The sequence below is a fragment of the Micromonospora sp. PRAS1 genome (assembly GCF_059553435.1).
On sequence record NZ_JCANNB010000026.1, the window covers coordinates 37,664 to 56,058 of the forward strand.

Here is an 18,395-nt window from a genome sequence, read left to right on the forward strand (position 1 = left end):
TCAGGCGGGCCGGCCGGTTGGCGTCCGAGGGTGTGCTCCAGGCACCATGGACCGGCCATGACACTCACCGCCGCGCTGCCGAAGACCGCCGACCCCGACACCCTCTACGACGCGTTCGCCAGTTGGGCGTCCGAGCGCGGGCTGGACCTCTATCCCCACCAGGAGGAGGCGGTCATCGAGATCGTCTCCGGCGCGAACCTGATCATGAACACGCCGACCGGCTCCGGCAAGAGCCTGGTCGCCATCGCCGCGCACTTCGCCGCCCTGGCCGACGACCGGACCACCTTCTACACCGCGCCGATCAAGGCCCTGGTGTCGGAGAAGTTCTTCGCGCTCATCGAGGTTTTCGGCGCCGAGAACGTCGGCATGCTGACCGGCGACGCGAGCGTCAACGCCGACGCCCCGATCATCTGCTGCACCGCGGAGATCCTGGCGAACCTGGCGCTGCGCGAGGGCAGCCGGGCCGACGTCGGCCAGGTGGTCATGGACGAGTTCCACTTCTACGCCGAACCGGACCGGGGCTGGGCCTGGCAGGTGCCGCTGATCGAGCTGCCCCAGGCCCAGTTCATCCTGATGTCCGCCACACTGGGCGACACCACCCGCTTCGTTGACGACCTGACCCGGCGTACCGGCCGGGCGACCGCCGTCGTCCGCTCGGCCGAGCGGCCGGTACCGCTGCTCTTCTCGTACGCGATGACGCCGTTGCACGAGACGCTTGAGGAACTGCTGGAGACCAAGCAGGCCCCGGTCTACGTCGTGCACTTCACCCAGGCCGCCGCCCTGGAGCGGGCCCAGGCGCTGATGAGCGTAAACGTCTGCACCCGGGCCGAGAAGGACATGATCGCCGCCGCGATCGGCAACTTCCGGTTCACCTCGGGCTTCGGCAAGACGCTGTCCCGGCTGGTCCGGCACGGCATCGGGGTGCACCACGCCGGCATGCTGCCCAAGTACCGCCGGTTGGTGGAGACCCTGGCCCAGGCCGGGCTGCTCAAGGTCATCTGCGGTACGGACACCCTCGGCGTCGGCATCAACGTGCCGATCCGTACGGTGCTCTTCACCGGCCTGTCCAAGTACGACGGGGTGCGTACCCGGCTGCTCAAGGCCCGCGAGTTCCACCAGATCGCCGGCCGGGCCGGCCGGGCCGGCTTCGACACCCTGGGCCGGGTCGTGGTGCAGGCCCCCGAGCACGTGATCGAGAACGAGAAGGCGCTCGCCAAGGCCGGCGACGACCCGAAGAAGCGCCGCAAGGTGGTACGCAAGAAGCCGCCGGAGGGCTCGATCGGCTGGGGCGAGCCGACCTTCCAGCGGTTGGTGGAGGCCGAACCGGAGCCGCTCACCTCCAGCTTCCAGGTCAGCCACTCGATGCTGCTGAACGTCATCGGCCGGCCCGGCGACGCGTTCGCCGCCATGCGGCACCTGCTCACCGACAACCACGAGGACCGGGCGGCCCAGCGTCGGCACATCCGGCGGGCCATCGCCATCTACCGGGCGCTGCGGGCCGGTGGTGTGGTGGAGGAGTTGCCCGAGCCGGACGAGACCGGCCGGCGGGTGCGGCTCACCGTCGACCTCCAGCTCGACTTCGCGCTCAACCAGCCGCTCTCGCCCCTGGCGCTGGCCACCATCGAACTGCTGGACGCCGAGTCACCGTCGTACGCCCTGGACGTGCTGAGCGTGATCGAGTCGATCCTCGACGACCCGCGCCAGGTGCTCTCCGCGCAGCAGTTCAAGGCGCGCGGCGAGGCGGTCGCCGCGATGAAGGCCGAGGGCATCGAGTACGAGGCCCGCCTCGAACTGCTCGACGAGGTGACCTGGCCCAAGCCCCTGGCCGAGCTGCTGGGCAACGCGTACGAGATGTACCGGCGGGGTCACCCGTGGGTGGCCGACCACCAGCTCTCCCCCAAGTCGGTGGTCCGCGACATGTACGAGCGGGCGATGACCTTCACCGAGTTCGTGCAGTTCTACGGGCTGACCCGCTCGGAAGGGCTGGTGCTGCGCTACCTCGCGGACGCGTACAAGACGCTGCGGCAGACGGTGCCCGAGGAGGCCAAGACCGAAGAACTGGTCGACCTGATCGAGTGGCTCGGCGAGTTGGTGCGTCAGGTCGACTCCAGCCTGATCGACGAGTGGGAGCGGCTACGCAACCCGACCGACCTGCCGGAGGTCGCCGCCGCACTGGACGACCGTCCGGCCGCGGTGACCCGCAACGCGCGGGCGTTCCGGGTCCTCGTCCGCAACGCCCTGTTCCGCCGGGTGGAGTTGGCCGCGCTGCGGCACTGGGACGCCCTCGGCGAGTTGGACGCCGACGCCGGCTGGACCGCCGACGCATGGGCCGACGCGCTGGAGCCGTACTTCGAGGCGTACGACGAGATCGGGACCGGACCGAACGCCCGGGGCCCGGCGCTGCTGATGATCGAGCAGGGCCGGGAGCGCTGGACGGTGCGGCAGATTCTCGACGATCCGGAGGGTGACCACGACTGGGGCATCAGCGCGGAGGTCGACCTGGCCGCCTCGGACGAGGCGGGCGCCGCGGTCGTCCGGATCACCGAGGTCGGCCAGCTCTAGGAAGCCGCGGCCGTACCCGCTCCGATCGTCGGCCGTCCCGTAACGGTGCGTACGCCCCTCTCGTTTCTCTCTGAGTCGGCGCTGCCCGGAAGAACCGCAGGTCCGGCGAACCCGATGCGACGAGTCCCGGAGTGGAGCCGATGCGCGCGAGACGGCGAGTGGCGAACCTGCTGACCCAGGGGGCCGGCCCGCGGCTCACCGCCCGGGTCGGCTCGGCCTACCTTTCCGCGTTGCATCGGACCCGCTGCCAGGTGCGCTACGTCGACGGCGAATGGGTCCACCGCTACCCGGACGGCACGGTGGTGAACCACGCCCTGACGCCGATCACGCCCGGGTTGCAGGACCGGGAGGCCGAGGACTACTTCCTGTACGGCTACCGGATCCGGCCGGGCGACACCGTGCTCGACGTCGGGGCGGGGATCGGCGGCGAGGTGCGGCTCTTCTCCCGGCTGGCCGGTCCGGGCGGTCGGGTGGTCTCGGTAGAGGCCCATCCGCGTACGTTCGGCTGCCTGCGTCGTACGGTGCGGCTGAACGGTCTGACCAACGTGACCCCGGTGCAGTGCGCGCTTGTCGAGCAGCCGGGCACCGTCCACCTGGAGGACGACCAGGAGCGGCACCTCGGCAACGGGCTGACCACCGACCGGTCCGCGGCGGTCGCGGTGCCGGGTCGCACGCTCGACGAACTGTTGCCCGATCTCGGCATCGACCGCGTCGACCTGCTCAAGATGAACATCGAGGGCGCCGAACTGCCCGCCCTGCGCGGCGCGTCGACCGTGCTGAAGGTGGTACGCCACCTCGTGGTCTCCTGCCACGACTTCAAGGCGGACGGTCCGGGCCGGGAGTGGCAGCGCACCTTCAAGGGGGTGGTCGAGCTGTTGCAGGAGGCCGGCTACGCGATCCGGACCCGCCCCGACGATCCCCGTCCCTGGGTGCCGTATTACGTCTACGCCAGCCGGCCTCCGGTCGCCGGATCGCTGCCCCGGCAGGCCGGATGGATGCCGTAAATCGCTGCCGTAAGGGGCCATCCTAACCCTGGGCGATGTCAGACCCGTCGATTAGAATGTATGTACTAATCGGGTTACTGACCTGGGAGGATGCCGTGACCGCGCCCACCTCCGCTCCCCTGACGCCGTACGCGACGCTGCTCGGCTTCACCCGCTACGTCGACCGCACCGGACCCACCAAGGCGAACTTCGTCGGCGGCCTGCGCCGACAACGCGCCAGCCGGTCCGGTTTCAACCCGCACGGCCAGTTCGTCAAGGCACTCAAGGCCGACATCGCCTTCCACACCGGCGGCACCCACCTGTCCCAGGTGGTCGATCTGGTCAAGCCGCGCTGGCGCCCGCTCTACCAGGCCCTGGTGCCGGGCGCGACGGCCTGGCTGCACTCCCTCGGCGAGCCGACCGGCGTCGAGTTGGCCCAGACCCGCGACGCCCTGGCCATGCTCGGCGACCTCCCCGTCAAGATCAACCCGCACTTCGGCGTCCGCTACGCCGACGGCCGCCCCGAGGCGGTCCGCCTGCACTTCGACGAGGCGCCGCCGAGTGCGGAGGCGATCATCGCGACCCTGCACCTGATGGGTCGGCACATGGACGCCGTCCTGCCGCACGCCGAGCCGGTGCTGGTCGACGTCCGGCGCGGGGAGACCCACCGGATGCCCACGGACGTCAAGCCTGAGCAGGTCGAGCAGTGGCTGGCGGGCGAGGCCGCCGCGTTCCGGGCGATCTGGTCCACCGCCGCCTGACCAGCAATCAAGAGTTGTCCATGCTGCGTGGCCCCACTCGCCCAGAGTGGGGCCACGGGACTGCGGCCGGTTTCGCCCTCGGCCACCGTGGCCGGCGCACGGGGCGATGGTCGTCAGGGCGGTGATTTCACAGTGAAATCAATATTTCAGTGTGAAATCACGCCTGCGCAGAGATGTGCTGCCGACCGGGAGATCCGGCCGGCGACCGGGAGATCCGGCCGGCGACCGGGAGATCCGGCCGGCGACTCAGGCCGGGTCGGCGGAGAGGTCGGTGATCGGCAGCACCTGCGGATCATCGGCCGGCCCGACGATCACCCGCAGCGCCGGAAACCGCTCGGCCAGCAGCCGGTGACATGATCCGCAGGGGCTGACGATGCTGCGCCCGCGATCGCCGACCGTCACGATGGTCTCCAGGCGATCCAGACCCTGGGTCGCGGCGGTGCCGACGACGACCACCTCGGCGCAGGCGCCACCGCCGCCGTGCACCACGTTCACTCCGGAGACGACCCGCCCCTCGGCGGTCCGCGCCGCGCTGGCGACGGTGTGGGTGGCGCTGCGGCAGCGCAGCTTGGCCACCGCGCTGGCGGCCTGCACCAGCGCCCGGTCGGTGTCCTGCATGGTCATCGGCATCCCCGTGCTCGCTCCTGGTCGGTGAGCAACGATAGACCGCCGGGCGACTGGCCCGGGTAACCCGGAGGCGGCTCGACGGCGGGCTGCCTATCCTTGGCGACGACATGCAGAATCCACCAGCCTCCGCCGCGCCCGACCTCGCCCGCGACCTGCACCGCCGCCTGCCGAGCCTGATGTTCCGCGATCAGCGCCAGCTACGCCGGCGGCTCGACGGGGTGCGCCGGCTACGCGACCCGCAGCGGCGCGATGCGGCGCTTACCGAGATCGCCGCAGAGGTGGCCGCGGCAGAGGCCCGGCTGGCGCGACGCCGAAGCGCGGTGCCGAACATCACCTACCCGGCCGTGCTGCCGGTGAGCGAACGCAAGGACGACATCGCCGCCGCGATCCGCGACCACCAGGTGGTGATCGTGGCGGGCGAGACCGGTTCGGGCAAGACCACCCAGTTGCCGAAGATCTGCCTGGAGCTGGGGCGTGGGATCACCGGCCTGATCGGGCACACCCAGCCCCGCCGGCTGGCCGCCCGTACGGTCGCCGACCGGATCGCCGAGGAGCTGGGCACCGAGCTGGGCGACGTGGTCGGTTACAAGGTGCGCTTCACCGACCAGGTCGGCGAGCAGAGCCTGGTCAAGCTGATGACCGACGGCATCCTGCTCGCCGAGTTGCAGACCGACCGGATGCTGCGCCAATACGACACGTTGATCATCGACGAGGCGCACGAGCGCAGCCTGAACATCGATTTCATCCTCGGCTACCTCAAGCAGCTGCTCCCCCGCCGACCCGACCTCAAGGTGATCATCACGTCGGCGACCATCGAGACCGACCGGTTCGCCAAACACTTCGCCGACGCCGGCGGCGAACCCGCGCCGGTGGTCGAGGTGTCCGGGCGTACCTACCCGGTCGAGGTCCGCTACCGACCGCTTGTCGAGGTCGTCGAGGACGACGAGGAAGAGGCGGACGAGGAGAACGTCCGCGACCAGATCCAGGCCATCGGCGACGCGGTCGAGGAGCTGGCCGCCGAGGGTCCCGGCGACATCCTGGTCTTCCTCAGCGGCGAGCGGGAGATCCGGGACACCGCGGACGCGCTCGGCAAGCTGGTGCAGAACAAGCGGTCGCTGCTGGGCACCGAGATCCTGCCGCTGTACGCCCGGCTCAGCGTCGCCGAACAGCACCGGGTCTTCGCCCCGCACTCCGGACGCCGGGTGGTGCTCGCCACAAACGTCGCGGAGACCTCGCTGACCGTGCCGGGCATCAAGTACGTGGTGGATCCCGGCACCGCCCGGATCTCCCGCTACTCGCAGCGGCTCAAGGTGCAGCGGCTGCCCATCGAGCCGGTCTCGCAGGCCAGCGCCAACCAGCGCAAGGGCCGCTGCGGGCGGACCTCGGACGGCATCTGCGTCCGGCTCTACGACGAGCAGGACTTCGCCGCCCGCCCCGAGTTCACCGACCCGGAGATCCTGCGTACCAATCTGGCCTCGGTCATCCTCCAGATGACCGCGATCGGCCTCGGCGACATCGCCGCCTTCCCGTTCATCGACCCGCCGGACCGCCGCAACATCACCGACGGGGTGAACCTGCTGCACGAGCTGGGCGCGCTCGACCCGGCCCAGACCGACCCGGCGCGCCGGCTCACCCCGCTGGGTCGGCGGTTGGCCCAGCTGCCGGTCGATCCGCGACTGGCCCGGATGGTCCTCGAAGGCGAGCGCAACGGCTGCGCGACCGAGGTGATGGTGATCGCCGCCGCGCTGTCGATCCAGGACCCACGGGAGCGGCCGGCGGAGAAGCAGGCCCAGGCCGACCAGGCGCACGCCCGCTTCGCCGACTCCGAGTCGGACTTCGTCGCGTACCTCAATCTCTGGCGCTATCTGCGCGAGCAGCAGCGGGCCCTTTCCTCCAGCGCGTTCCGCCGGATGTGCAAGGCCGAGTACCTCAACTACCTGCGGGTACGCGAGTGGCAGGACATCGTCAGCCAGCTGCGCCAGGTGCTGCGTACGCCGAACGCCGACCTGCCGGAGGAGATCGACACGCCCCTGGTGCACCAGTCGCTGCTGCCCGGCCTGCTCTCCCATGTCGGTCTCAAGGACGCCCAGAAACACGAGTACCTGGGCGCGCGGGGAGCGAAGTTCGCGGTCTTTCCCGGCTCGGCGTTGTTCAAGAAGCCGCCGCGCTGGGTGATGGCCGCCGAGCTGGTGGAGACCTCCCGGCTCTGGGGCCGGGTGAACGGGCGGATCGAGCCGGAGTGGGTCGAGCCGCTGGCCCAGCATCTGGTCAAGCGCAGCTACAGCGAGCCGCACTGGGAGAAGAAGCAGGCGGCGGTGATGGCGTACGAGAAGGTCACCCTCTTCGGCGTACCGCTTGTCACCTCGCGCAAGGTGAACTTCGGCCGGATCGACCCGGCGCTGAGCCGGGAGCTGTTCATCCGGCACGCGCTTGTCGAGGGCGACTGGTCCACCCATCACCAGTTCTGGCAGGACAACCAGCGGCTGCGCGACGAAGTGGCGGACCTGGAGAACCGGGCCCGGCGGCGGGACATCCTGGTCGACGACGAGACGATCTACCAGTTCTACGACGAGCGGATTCCCGCCGAGGTGGTCTCCGGACGGCACTTCGACAGCTGGTGGAAGAAGGCCCGGCGGGAGCGGCCCGAGCTGCTCAGTTTCACCCGGGAGCTGCTGGTGAACGCCGGTCGCGGCGGGTTGGACGAGACCGACTACCCGGACCAGTGGCGGGCCGAAGGGGTCGCCCTGCCGCTGACGTACACCTTCGAGCCGGGCACCCCGACCGACGGGGTGACCGTGGACATCCCGTTGCCCCTGCTCAACCAGGTGCCGGCGGAGAGCTTCGACTGGCAGGTACCGGGCCTGCGCGAGGAACTGGTCATCGCGTTGATCCGCTCGCTGCCGAAGCCGGTGCGGCGCAACTTCGTGCCGGTGCCCGACTTCGCCCGTGCCGCGCTGGCCGCGATCACGCCCGGCGAGGAGCCGCTGCTGGACGCGCTGACCCGGCAGCTGCGCCGGATGACCGGGGTGACCGTGCCCCGGGAGGCCTGGGATCCGGGCAAGCTGCCGCCGCACCTGCGGGTCACCTTCCGGGTGCTCGGTGACGACGACAAGCCGGTCGCCGAGGGCAAGGACCTGCCGGCCCTGCAACGCCAGCTGAAGGCCGAGGTACGCCAGGTGGTGGCCGCCGCCGCGCCGGACGTGGCGCGTACCGGCCTGACCACGTGGGAGTTCGGCACCCTGCCACGCACCATCGAGCAGGTACGCGCCGGATACGCGGTGACCGCCTATCCGGCGCTTGTGGACGAGGGCGCCACGGTCGGGGTGAAGGTGTTCGACTCGGCCGCCGAGCAGGAGGCGGCGCACTGGGCGGGCACCCGACGACTGCTGCGGCTGACCGTGCCGTCACCGGCGAAGTTCCTCCAGGGGCGGCTGAGCAACGAGGCGAAACTGGCGCTGTCGCGCAACCCGCACGGCGGGGTGCAGGCGTTGATCGAGGACGCGGCCGGTGCGGCGATCGACCAGTTGATCGCCGACGCGGGCGGCCCGGCCTGGGACGCCGACGGCTTCGCCGCGCTGCGGGACAAGGTCCGCGCCGGGTTGGTGGACACCGTGCTTGAGGTGATGGACCGGGTCCGGGCGGTGCTCGCCGCCGCGTACGCCGTGCAGCAGCGACTCGGCGCGACGCGGAACCTGGCCGTGGTTGCCGCCCTGGCCGACATCCGCAAGCAGCTCACCGGCCTGGTGCACGCCGGGTTCATCACCGAGGCCGGGTACGCCCGCCTGCCCGACCTGCTGCGCTACCTGACCGCGATCGAGCGGCGGCTGGACCGGCTGCCCGGCAACCCGGCCCGGGACAAGTCCCAGCAGGACCGTGTCGCGGTGGTCCAGCGGGAGTACGACGAACTGCTCGCCGCGCTCCCTCCGGCCCGCCGGAACTCCGCCGCCGTACGGCAGATCCGCTGGATGATCGAGGAGTTGCGGGTGAACGTCTTCGCTCAGGCGCTGGGTACCCCGTACCCGGTGTCGGAGCAGCGCATCTACCGCGCCATGGATGACGCCGAAGGGCGCTGAGCCTCAGCCGACCTGTACCGGCAGTTCCCAGTCGGCAGGCAGTTCCGGCAGCGAGTGGTTCAGACCCGTGCCCGCCGATCGGGGCTCCGGGCAGGTCGGGGCCCACCACTCCCGGTTCTCCTGGTACCACTGGAAGACCTCGGCCAGCCCGTCGGCGAACCTGATCTGCGGCTGGTAGTCCAACTCCTCGGAGATCTTGCGGTAGTCGAGCGAGTACCGCTGGTCCTGCACCTTCCGGTCGGCGACGTGTCGTACCCGGTCCCAGTCGGCGCCGGCCAGCAGCAGGATCCGCTCGGCCAGGGTCCGGTTGGTCAGCTCGACATCGCCACCGATGTTGTAGACCTCGCCGGCCCGCCCCTTGGCCAGCACCAGGGCGATGGCCCGGCAGTGGTCGTCGACGTGCAACCATTCCCGCACCGCGCTGCCATCGCCGTGCAGGGTGATGTTCCGACCGGTGAGCAGACTGGTCACGAAGCGTGGAATGACCTTCTCCACGTGCTGGTACGGCCCGTAGTTGTTGGCGCATCTGGTGATCGAGACGTCCAGGTCGTAGGTCCGCCAGTAGGAGCGGACCACACAGTCGCTCGCGGCCTTCGATGCGGCGTACGGGGAGTTGGGCTCCAGCGGGCAGCGCTCGTCCCAGGAGCCGTCGTTGATGGAGCCGTATACCTCGTCGGTGGAGACGTGCACCACCCGGTTCACCCCGCTGCGTACACATTCGGCCATCAGCCGGTGCGTTCCCATCACGTTGCTCTCGAAGAACGGTGCGGGATCTTCGATGGATCTGTCGACGTGCGACTCGGCCGCGAAATGCACGACGACGTCGTGGCCGGGCACCACCTCGCGGAGCAGCGACACGTCGGCGACATCACCACGGACGAAGGTCAATTGCGGATGGGTAGCAGGTAGATTTCGCCGGTCACTGGCGTACGTGAGCTTGTCCAGCACCGTCACGGCGCTGCCTTCGAAGCCGAGATAGCGCCCGTCCAACAGGCACCGGGCGAAGTGCGACCCGATGAAGCCAGCACCACCGGTCACCAGGATCCTCATGTATGTGGCCTCCCTGCCACGCGAATCCGCGCATCGTCTCTCCCGCCACCTCTGCCGGCCGCAGAACTCACCACAGCGCCCGGAGGTGGTAGGCCTCGAAAAATGCAAATGAGGGTGCTAGCCCCTCGTGCAGAACCTCACGATAGGGGACAAGGATGCCGACGGTGGCGATATCGGTAGCTTAAGGATTAATTAAGCAGCCGGGCGTTAACCGGACTAGCGGATCCCCTCCCAGCCGCCGGTCTCGATCGCCGTCTGGACGTACTCGAGGAGGATGCGGCGCAGCTCGCGGCCGGCGTGGGTGGGCACAACGTCGCGGCGCCGGGCCACCGCGATGGTCCGGCGTACGCCGGGCGGGGCGAGGCGGGTGACCCGGATGCCGGGCCGACGGGCCACAACGATGCCGGGGACCAGGGCGACGCCGAGCCCGGCTTCGACGAAGCTGAGCACGGCGTCCATCTCGCCGCCGTCGACCGCGAGGGTGGGCTCGAAGCCCGCCTCCCGGCACGCCTGGAGCGTGGCGTCGCGCAGGTCGTAACCCTCGCGGAACATCACCAGGGGCTGTTCGCGCAGGTCGGTGATGCGTAGTTCGCCGCCCGGCGAGGCGGTCGGCAGCGGGTCGACCGAGGCGACGACCAGGCTCTCGGTCAGGATCGGGTCGGCGCGCAGCCCGGGGTCGGCGCCCTGGGCGGGCATGATGATCAGTGCCAGGTCCAGGTCGCCACGGAGCAGGTCACGGACCAGATCCTGGGAGCCGCCCTCCTCCACCCGCAGGTCGACGGTGGGGTGGGCGTCGCGGAACCGGCGCAGCACCGGCGGCGCGAGGGTGGTGGCCAGGCTGGGGGTGGCGCCGAGGCGGACCCGACCGCGCCGCAGGCCGACCAGCTCCTGCACCTCGCGGGTCGCGGTCTCCACGTCGGCGAGGATCCGCTTGGCCAGCGGCAGCAGCACCTCCCCGGCGGTGGTGAGGGTGATGTTGCCCCTTACCCGCTCGAAGAGCGGAGCACCCAGGGTGTCCTCCAGGGCGTGAATTTGCTTACTCAACGACGGCTGGGTTATGCCGACAATGTCGGCCGCCTGGGTGAAATGTCGTACTTCAGCCACTGCGACGAAGTACCTCAGCTGATGGAGCTGCATCTACATAGCTTATGGCTATCAAGACTGCGGCGTCGATGCATTGGACGACTGGTCGAAGTACTCCTAGCGTCGGTCGCGTGGTAGTCACGACGAGAACTCGGTCGCCCATCCGATCCAATGTCGGCCTCAAGGCCGTCATGGCGGTGACGGGCATCCTGCTGGTGCTCTTCCTCATCGCACACATGCTCGGCAACCTGAAGGTCTTCGCGGGCGACACCTCGTTCAACGGCTACGCGCACTGGTTGCGCGAGATCGGCACCCCGGTGCTGCCGGACGTCTGGTTCCTGTGGATCATGCGGGTCGGGCTCCTGGTCGCGGTGCTCGGGCACATCTGGGCCGCCACCGTGCTCGCGCTGCGCGCCCGCGCCGCCCGTCCGGTGCGCTACGCCCACCGCAAGAAGGTCCAGGGCAGCTACGCGGCCCGCACCATGCGGTGGGGCGGCGTGATCATCCTGCTCTTCGTGATCTACCACATCCTGGACCTGACCACCGGCACGCTGAACCCGGTCGGCGACCCGACCCGGCCGTACGCCAACGTGGTCGCCGACTTCGCCATCGAACGCTGGTACGTCACCCTCTTCTACACCCTGGCCGTCGTCGCGCTCGGCTTCCACCTGCGGCACGGTCTGTTCAGCGCGCTACGCAGCCTCGGCCAGCAGACCCCGCGCGGCGAACAGCGCGCCCGGGCGGTGGCCCTGGTCTTCGCCGTCGTGCTCTGCGTCGGCTACCTCGTGGTCCCGTTCGCCGTACTCACCGGATTGGTGTCCTGACCATGGATCTCTTCACCGAGGGCGACCCGATCGCCGACACCAGGGCTCCCGAGGGTCCGATCGAGACCCGGTGGGAACGCCGCCGCTTCGAGGCCAAACTGGTCAACCCGGCCAACCGCCGCAAGATGACCGTGATCGTCGTCGGCACGGGTCTGGCCGGCGGCTCTGCCGCCGCCACGCTCGCCGAGCAGGGCTACCGGGTCAAGTCCTACTGCTACCAGGACAGCCCGCGCCGGGCCCACTCGATCGCGGCGCAGGGCGGCATCAACGCCGCCAAGAACTACCGCAACGACGGCGACTCGGTGCACCGGCTCTTCTACGACACCGTCAAGGGCGGCGACTTCCGCTCGCGGGAGTCGAACGTGCACCGGCTGGCCGAGGTCTCGGTCAACATCATCGACCAGTGCGTCGCCCAGGGTGTGCCGTTCGCCCGCGAGTACGGCGGCCTGCTCGACACCCGCTCCTTCGGCGGCGCCCAGGTGCAGCGCACCTTCTACGCCCGGGGCCAGACGGGCCAGCAGTTGCTGCTCGGCGCGTACCAGGCGCTGGAGCGTCAGATCGGCCTGGGCAACGTGGAGATGAACGCCCGGCACGAGATGCTGGAGCTGATCGTCGTGGACGGCACGGCCCGGGGCATCGTGGTCCGGGACATGGTCACCGGCGAGATCACCTGCGAGTTCGCCGACGCCGTGGTGCTCGCCTCCGGCGGCTACGGCAACGTCTTCTACCTCTCCACAAACGCCAAGGGCTGCAACGTCACGGCCACCTGGCGGGCGCACCGCAAGGGCGCCTACTTCGCAAACCCCTGCTACACCCAGATCCACCCGACCTGCATCCCGGTCTCCGGCGACCACCAGTCGAAGCTGACCCTGATGAGCGAGTCGCTGCGCAACGACGGCCGGGTCTGGGTGCCGAAGGCCAAGGAGGACGACCGCGACCCGCGGGACATCGGAGAGGACGAGCGGGACTACTACCTGGAGCGGATCTACCCTTCGTTCGGCAACCTGGTGCCCCGCGACATCGCCTCCCGGGCCGCCAAGAACGTCTGCGACGAGGGGCGCGGGGTCGGCCCGACCAAGCTCGGCGTCTACCTCGACTTCTCCGACGCCATCGACCGGCTCGGCCGCAAGGCCATCGAGGCCAAGTACGGCAACCTCTTCGAGATGTACGAACGGATCACCGGCGAGGACCCGTACGAGGTCCCGATGCGGATCTACCCGGCCGTGCACTACACCATGGGCGGCCTCTGGGTCGACTACGACCTCCAGTCGAGCATCCCCGGCCTGTTCGTGATCGGCGAGGCGAACTTCTCCGACCACGGCGCGAACCGGCTCGGCGCCTCGGCGCTGATGCAGGGTCTGGCCGACGGGTACTTCGTGCTGCCGAACACGATCGCCAACTACCTGGCCGCCGGCCCGTTCGAAAAGATCGACGCCAGCCACCCGGCGGCGGTCGAGGCGCGCCGCGACGTGGAGGACCGCATCCAGCGGCTGCTCGCGATCAACGGCGACCGGACGGTGGACTCGTTCCACCGCGAGCTGGGCCAGATCATGTGGGAGCACTGCGGCATGGAGCGCTCCGAGGCCGGGCTGCGCAAGGCGATCGACGAGATCCGCGCGCTGCGCGAACAGTTCTGGCAGCGGGTACGGGTGCCCGGTGACGGTGAGGGGCTCAACCAGTCGCTGGAGAAGGCCGGCCGGGTGGCCGACTTCTTCGAGCTGGCCGAGCTGATGTGCATCGACGCCCTGCACCGCGAGGAGTCCTGCGGTGGCCACTTCCGGGCCGAGCATCAGACCCCGGAGGGCGAGGCCGAGCGCGACGACGACAACTTCGCGTACGTCGCCGCGTGGGAGTTCACCGCCACCGGGCAGCCCTCGGTGCTGCACAAGGAAGATCTCAACTTCGAATACGTCCACCCCACGCAGCGGAGCTACAAGTGAACCTGACCCTGCGCATCTGGCGCCAGTCCGGCCCTTCGGACAAGGGTCGGATGGTGACCTACCAGGTCGACGACGTCTCCCCCGACATGTCGTTCCTGGAGATGCTCGACGTACTTAACGAGCGGCTCATCCTCGACGGCGAGGAGCCGATCGCCTTCGACCACGACTGCCGCGAGGGCATCTGCGGCATGTGCGGCCTGATGATCAACGGCAACGCGCACGGGCCGCAGCGCGGCACCACCGCCTGCCAGCTGCACATGCGGCAGTTCTCCGACGGCGACACGATCGACATCGAGCCGTGGCGGGCCCGGGCCTTCCCGGTCATCAAGGACCTGGTGGTGAACCGGGGCGCCTTCGACAAGATCATCGCTGCCGGCGGGTACGTCACCGCGCCCACCGGCAGCGCGCCGGAGGCGCACTCCGTACCGGTGGCCAAGGCCAACGCGGACGCCGCCTTCGAGTCGGCCGCCTGCATCGGCTGCGGCGCCTGCGTGGCGGCCTGCCCGAACGGTTCCGGCATGCTCTTCACCGCAGCCAAGGTCACTCAGCTCTCCCTGCTGCCGCAGGGCCAGCCGGAGCGCTACACCCGGGTGATCGGCATGGTGGACGCGCACGACGAGGCGGGTTTCGGCGGCTGCACCAATGCCGGCGAGTGCACCGTGGTCTGCCCCAAGGGCATCCCACTGAGCACCATCGGCCGCCTCAACCGCGACTACCTGGCCGCCACCACCAAGCGCCCCGACAACACCCCCGGCACCTGACCGACCCCGACACTCGGCGGTCCCGGCCCGCGCGGGCCGGGACCGCTGTTGCTGAGCTTGTCGGCGCGTGAATCGGAGCGTTAATAGGGGGCCCTTCCTATGCACCAGGCGTTAACAGGGGGCCCTTCCTTCGGTTGAAGCCGGTGGGTGGGGGTAGCACCCCGGTTACGCGGACAACGGAGGAGGTGCCGGGATGCGGGCAGTGACGTGGCAGGGCAAGCGGGACGTACGGGTCGAGGAGGTGCCCGACCCCCGGATCGAGGAACCCACCGACGCGATCGTCCGGATCACCTCCACCGCGATCTGCGGCTCCGACCTGCACCTCTACGAGGTGCTCGGGCCGTACCTCAAGCCGGGTGACGTGCTGGGCCACGAGCCGATGGGCATCGTCGAGGAGGTCGGCTCGGGGGTGACCCGGCTCAAGCCCGGCGACCGGGTGGTGGTGCCCTTCAACATCTCCTGCGGCAGCTGCTGGATGTGCGAGCGCCAGCTCTACGCGCAGTGCGAGACCAGCCAGGTCACCGCCGAGGGTAAGGGCGCCAGCCTGTTCGGCTACACCTCGCTGTACGGCTCGGTGCCGGGCGGGCAGGCGGAGTACCTGCGGGTGCCGTACGCCGAGTTCGGCCCGATCGCGGTGCCGGAGACCGGCCCGGACGAGCGCTGGCTCTACCTCTCCGACATTCTGCCGACCGCCTGGCAGGCGGTGAAGTACGCCGACACCCCGCGCGGTGGGACGCTTGCCGTCTTCGGGCTCGGCCCGGTGGGCCAGTTCTGCGCCCGCGTCGGCCGGCACCTCGGCGCCGAGCGGGTGATCGGGCTGGACCTGGTGCCGGAGCGGCTGGAGATGGCCCGCCGGCACGGCGTGGAGGTGCTCGACGTCTCCCAGCTCGACGACGTGGCCGACACGCTTATCGACCTGGTGGACGGACGCGGGCCGGACGCGGTGATCGACGCGGTCGGCATGGAGGCGCACGGCGCGCCGCTGGGCAAGGCCGTCCAGGCCGCCGCCGGGCTGCTGCCCGACAAGCTCGCCGAGCCGATGATCGACAAGGTCGGGGTGGACCGGCTGGTTGTGCTCAAGGCCGCCGTGAAGGCCGTCCGGCGCGGCGGCACCGTCTCCATCTCCGGGGTGTACGGCGGTGAGGTGGACCCGTTGCCGCTGATGGAGATGTTCGACCGCGGCATCCAGCTGCGGATGGGCCAGTGCCACGTCCGGCGCTGGACCGACGAGATCATCCCGCTGCTGGCCGCCGACGACGACCCGCTCGGCGTGGCGGACCTGCGTACCCACCGGCTGCCGCTGGCGCAGGCCCCGCAGGCGTACGAGATGTTCCAGAAGAAGGAGGACGGTTGCGTGAAGGTCGTCCTCGCCCCGTGATTGCATCGACGGGACCACGTACCTCGATCCGTCGGCCTAGGGTGTCCGGAGGAGACATCACGGAACCGACGGGAGAAACCAGTGACTACCCGGATGAATCGCAGGGCCGCGCTCGGCCTGGGCACCGTGGCCACGGCCGGTGCCGTCCTCGGGGCAGCGGTGCCCGCCGCCGCTGACCCGGGCCGCGCCGCGTCGGCCGCACCCGCATCGCCCGACGACGGTGGGGCCAGCAATGGCCGGGGCCGGGTCGCGGCCCGCATCGCGGCCACCTACCGGCGGGAACGCACCCGGGCCGGCGGGAACTGGCAGGCGTACGTCAGCCTCGCCGGTCCGGCCGGCGGTGCGCCGCCGCTGGTGGCGGTGAGCGAGTCGGCGGACCGGCGGATCGAGGCGTACAGCGTCAACAAGATCGCCGTGGCGGTCGCGGTGCTCGACAAGGTCGACCGGGGCCTGCTCACGCTCGACCAGCGGGTGGAGGTGACGGCGGCGATCATCGTTCCGGGTGGTGACGGCATCTTCACCCTGGACGGCGCGTACCCCAGCTCGGTAACGCTCGGGCACGTGCTGGCCAACCTACTCACCGTCTCCGACGACACCGCCGTACGGCTGTGCGGGCTGGTCTGCCCGGCCGCCGAGATCAACCGGATCCTGGTGGCCAAGGGCTTCCCCAACACCCAGGTCGAGCCGGTGGCCAACCCGAACCGGTTCTACCTCGGCACCAGCACCCCCCGGGAGACCCACGACCTGCTCCGGGCGCTCGTCGGCGGCGCGCTGCTCTCCCCCGCCTCGACCGAGGTCGTGCTGCGGCTGCTGCGCTCGCCGGTGGCCTTCACCGACGGCATCCGGCGCGAGATGTCCTCGGCCGAGCGGGCCCGGATCGCCACCAAGGCCGGCTGGTTCGTCGATGCCCGGCACGAGGCCGGGGTGATCTTCGACACGGCCGGTGCGCCCCTGCTGACGTACGCCCTATTCGCCGACGGCCAGGCGGGCGCGGACGACTTCGGTGCCACCCACCCCGCCGTGCAGGCCCGGGCCCGGATGGGCCGACGCTTCCTGGACCTGACCGGCCGTCTCGGCGGCACCGGCACCGCGCACCGCACCCACCGCTACCGGCCGAGCAACGGCGGCTGAACCCGCCGGCGGCGACTAACGTGGTCCTCGGGGGAGCAGCCAAGGGGGGACCATGCGGGTACCGAGCGAGCCGAAGCGGTCGACCACCGGCCGGCGGATCAGCGGGTCGGTCACCGGCCTGGCCGCGTTGGTCGGGCTGGCCGGCCTGGCCTGGGCCGCCCGGGAGATACCGGCCGCCCTCGGCGGACGGCTCGCCGGTGCCCGGGCCGAGCGGGCCGCCCGGTCACCACAGTTCCGGGACGGCACGTTCCACAACCGGGCCGCCACCCGGACGATGGCTCCGGCTCCCGACCGCAACCTGCTCCGGGAGATGATCTTCGGTAAGCAGCAGCGCCGGCCGAGCGTCGCCGTGCCGCTGGTCCGGCCCGCCGAGGCACCCGAGGTCGACCCGGCGCGCGAGCTGAACGTCGTCTGGTACGGGCACGCCTCCACGCTTATCGAGATCGAGGGTCGGCGGGTGCTGCTCGACCCGGTGTGGAGCGACAGGTGCTCCCCGTCGGCGACGGTCGGCCCACGCCGGCTGCACGAGCCGCCGGTACGCCTCGACGAGCTGCCCCGCCTGGACGCGATCCTGATCTCCCACGACCACTACGACCACCTGGACATGGCCACGGTGCGGGAGTTGACCGCCCGGCAGTCGGCGCCGTTCCTGGTGCCGCTCGGCGTCGGCAGCCACCTCGACCGGTGGGGCGTGCCGGCCGACCGGATCATCGAGCTGGACTGGGCGCAGACCCACCGGCTGGGCGACCTGGAGATCACCTGCACCGCCGCCCAGCACTTCTCCGGACGCGGGCTGCGCCGCAACGGCACCCTGTGGAGTTCCTGGGTGGTCGCCGGCCGCCAGCGCCGGGTCTACTACACCGGCGACTCCGGCTACTTCGACGGGTACGCCGAGATCGGCGCGGAGCACGGGCCGTTCGACGTGACGCTTGTGCAGATCGGCGCGTACGACCGGGCCTGGCCGAGCATCCACATGTTCCCGGAGGAGGCGGTCAACGCCCACCTGGACCTGCGCGGCGGCCTCTTCGTTCCGGTGCACTGGGCGACGTTCAACCTCGCCATGCACGACTGGTCCGAGCCGGTCGACCGGCTCTGGGCCGAGGCGAAGGCGCGTGACGTCCGGCTGGCCGTGCCGCGTCCCGGCGAACGGGTGGTGGTCGACGACCCGCCGCCGGTCGACGGCTGGTGGCAGGCGGTCGCCTGACCGTCCGCCGGACGCCTG

General features: G+C 70.4%; 13 protein-coding genes. 10 read left to right on the forward strand and 3 right to left on the reverse strand.

Annotation, left to right across the window (positions count from 1 at the left end):
* The first annotated feature begins 57 nt into the window (after positions 1 to 57).
* From AC507J_RS22455 to AC507J_RS22465, 3 genes are all read left to right on the forward strand, one after another.
* Entirely contained in the window at positions 58 to 2,562 is a 2,505-nt protein-coding gene (locus tag AC507J_RS22455; protein WP_496291145.1) for a DEAD/DEAH box helicase, read from the forward strand.
* A gap of 140 nt (positions 2,563 to 2,702) precedes the next feature.
* Positions 2,703 to 3,566, forward strand: a complete 864-nt coding sequence (locus AC507J_RS22460) for an FkbM family methyltransferase (RefSeq protein ID WP_496291146.1) — start codon at positions 2,703 to 2,705, stop codon at positions 3,564 to 3,566.
* Between the two features lie 95 nt (positions 3,567 to 3,661).
* Entirely contained in the window at positions 3,662 to 4,306 is a 645-nt protein-coding gene (locus tag AC507J_RS22465; protein ID WP_496291147.1) for a hypothetical protein, read from the forward strand.
* Between the two features lie 246 nt (positions 4,307 to 4,552).
* On the opposite strand, the gene AC507J_RS22470 is transcribed toward AC507J_RS22465, so the two are convergent.
* The gene (locus tag AC507J_RS22470; RefSeq protein WP_496291148.1) at positions 4,553 to 4,930 is read right to left on the reverse strand and encodes a cytidine/deoxycytidylate deaminase family protein; all 378 of its coding nucleotides are present in this window, start codon (positions 4,928 to 4,930) and stop codon (positions 4,553 to 4,555) included.
* 110 nt (positions 4,931 to 5,040) lie between these two features.
* On the opposite strand from AC507J_RS22470, the gene hrpA reads away from it, so the two are divergent.
* Complete coding sequence (gene hrpA / locus AC507J_RS22475) at positions 5,041 to 9,006, forward strand: ATP-dependent RNA helicase HrpA (protein ID WP_496291149.1); 3,966 nt, start codon at positions 5,041 to 5,043, stop codon at positions 9,004 to 9,006.
* A gap of 3 nt (positions 9,007 to 9,009) precedes the next feature.
* On the opposite strand, the gene rfbB is transcribed toward hrpA, so the two are convergent.
* On the reverse strand, positions 9,010 to 10,056 hold the full coding sequence (rfbB, locus tag AC507J_RS22480; protein WP_496291150.1) for a dTDP-glucose 4,6-dehydratase: 1,047 nt from the start codon (positions 10,054 to 10,056) through the stop codon (positions 9,010 to 9,012).
* Between the two features lie 216 nt (positions 10,057 to 10,272).
* Positions 10,273 to 11,193: a LysR family transcriptional regulator gene (locus AC507J_RS22485; protein ID WP_496291151.1), complete on the reverse strand. Its 921-nt coding sequence runs from the start codon at positions 11,191 to 11,193 to the stop codon at positions 10,273 to 10,275.
* Positions 11,194 to 11,270: 77 nt separating this feature from the next.
* Between AC507J_RS22485 and AC507J_RS22490 the strand changes: the two genes are divergently transcribed.
* From AC507J_RS22490 to AC507J_RS22515, 6 genes are all read left to right on the forward strand, one after another.
* Entirely contained in the window at positions 11,271 to 11,963 is a 693-nt protein-coding gene (locus AC507J_RS22490; protein WP_496291152.1) for a succinate dehydrogenase cytochrome b subunit, read from the forward strand.
* A 2-nt stretch (positions 11,964 to 11,965) separates the two neighbouring features.
* Positions 11,966 to 13,903 carry a fumarate reductase/succinate dehydrogenase flavoprotein subunit gene (locus AC507J_RS22495; RefSeq protein WP_496291153.1) on the forward strand — a complete coding sequence of 646 codons (1,938 nt, stop codon included), beginning with the start codon at positions 11,966 to 11,968 and terminating at the stop codon, positions 13,901 to 13,903.
* A complete protein-coding gene (locus tag AC507J_RS22500) occupies positions 13,900 to 14,664 on the forward strand; it encodes a succinate dehydrogenase/fumarate reductase iron-sulfur subunit (RefSeq protein WP_496291154.1) in 765 nt (254 codons plus the stop codon). Before AC507J_RS22495 ends, AC507J_RS22500 begins: the two co-directional genes overlap by 4 nt.
* Positions 14,665 to 14,857: 193 nt before the next feature.
* Complete coding sequence (locus tag AC507J_RS22505; RefSeq protein WP_496291155.1) at positions 14,858 to 16,042, forward strand: zinc-dependent alcohol dehydrogenase; 1,185 nt, start codon at positions 14,858 to 14,860, stop codon at positions 16,040 to 16,042.
* Between the two features lie 93 nt (positions 16,043 to 16,135).
* Complete coding sequence (locus AC507J_RS22510; protein WP_496291156.1) at positions 16,136 to 17,173, forward strand: serine hydrolase; 1,038 nt, start codon at positions 16,136 to 16,138, stop codon at positions 17,171 to 17,173.
* A gap of 52 nt (positions 17,174 to 17,225) precedes the next feature.
* Positions 17,226 to 18,377 (forward strand): MBL fold metallo-hydrolase, encoded by a 1,152-nt coding sequence (locus AC507J_RS22515; protein ID WP_496291157.1) that lies wholly within the window; start codon positions 17,226 to 17,228, stop codon positions 18,375 to 18,377.
* The last annotated feature ends 18 nt before the right edge of the window (positions 18,378 to 18,395 follow it).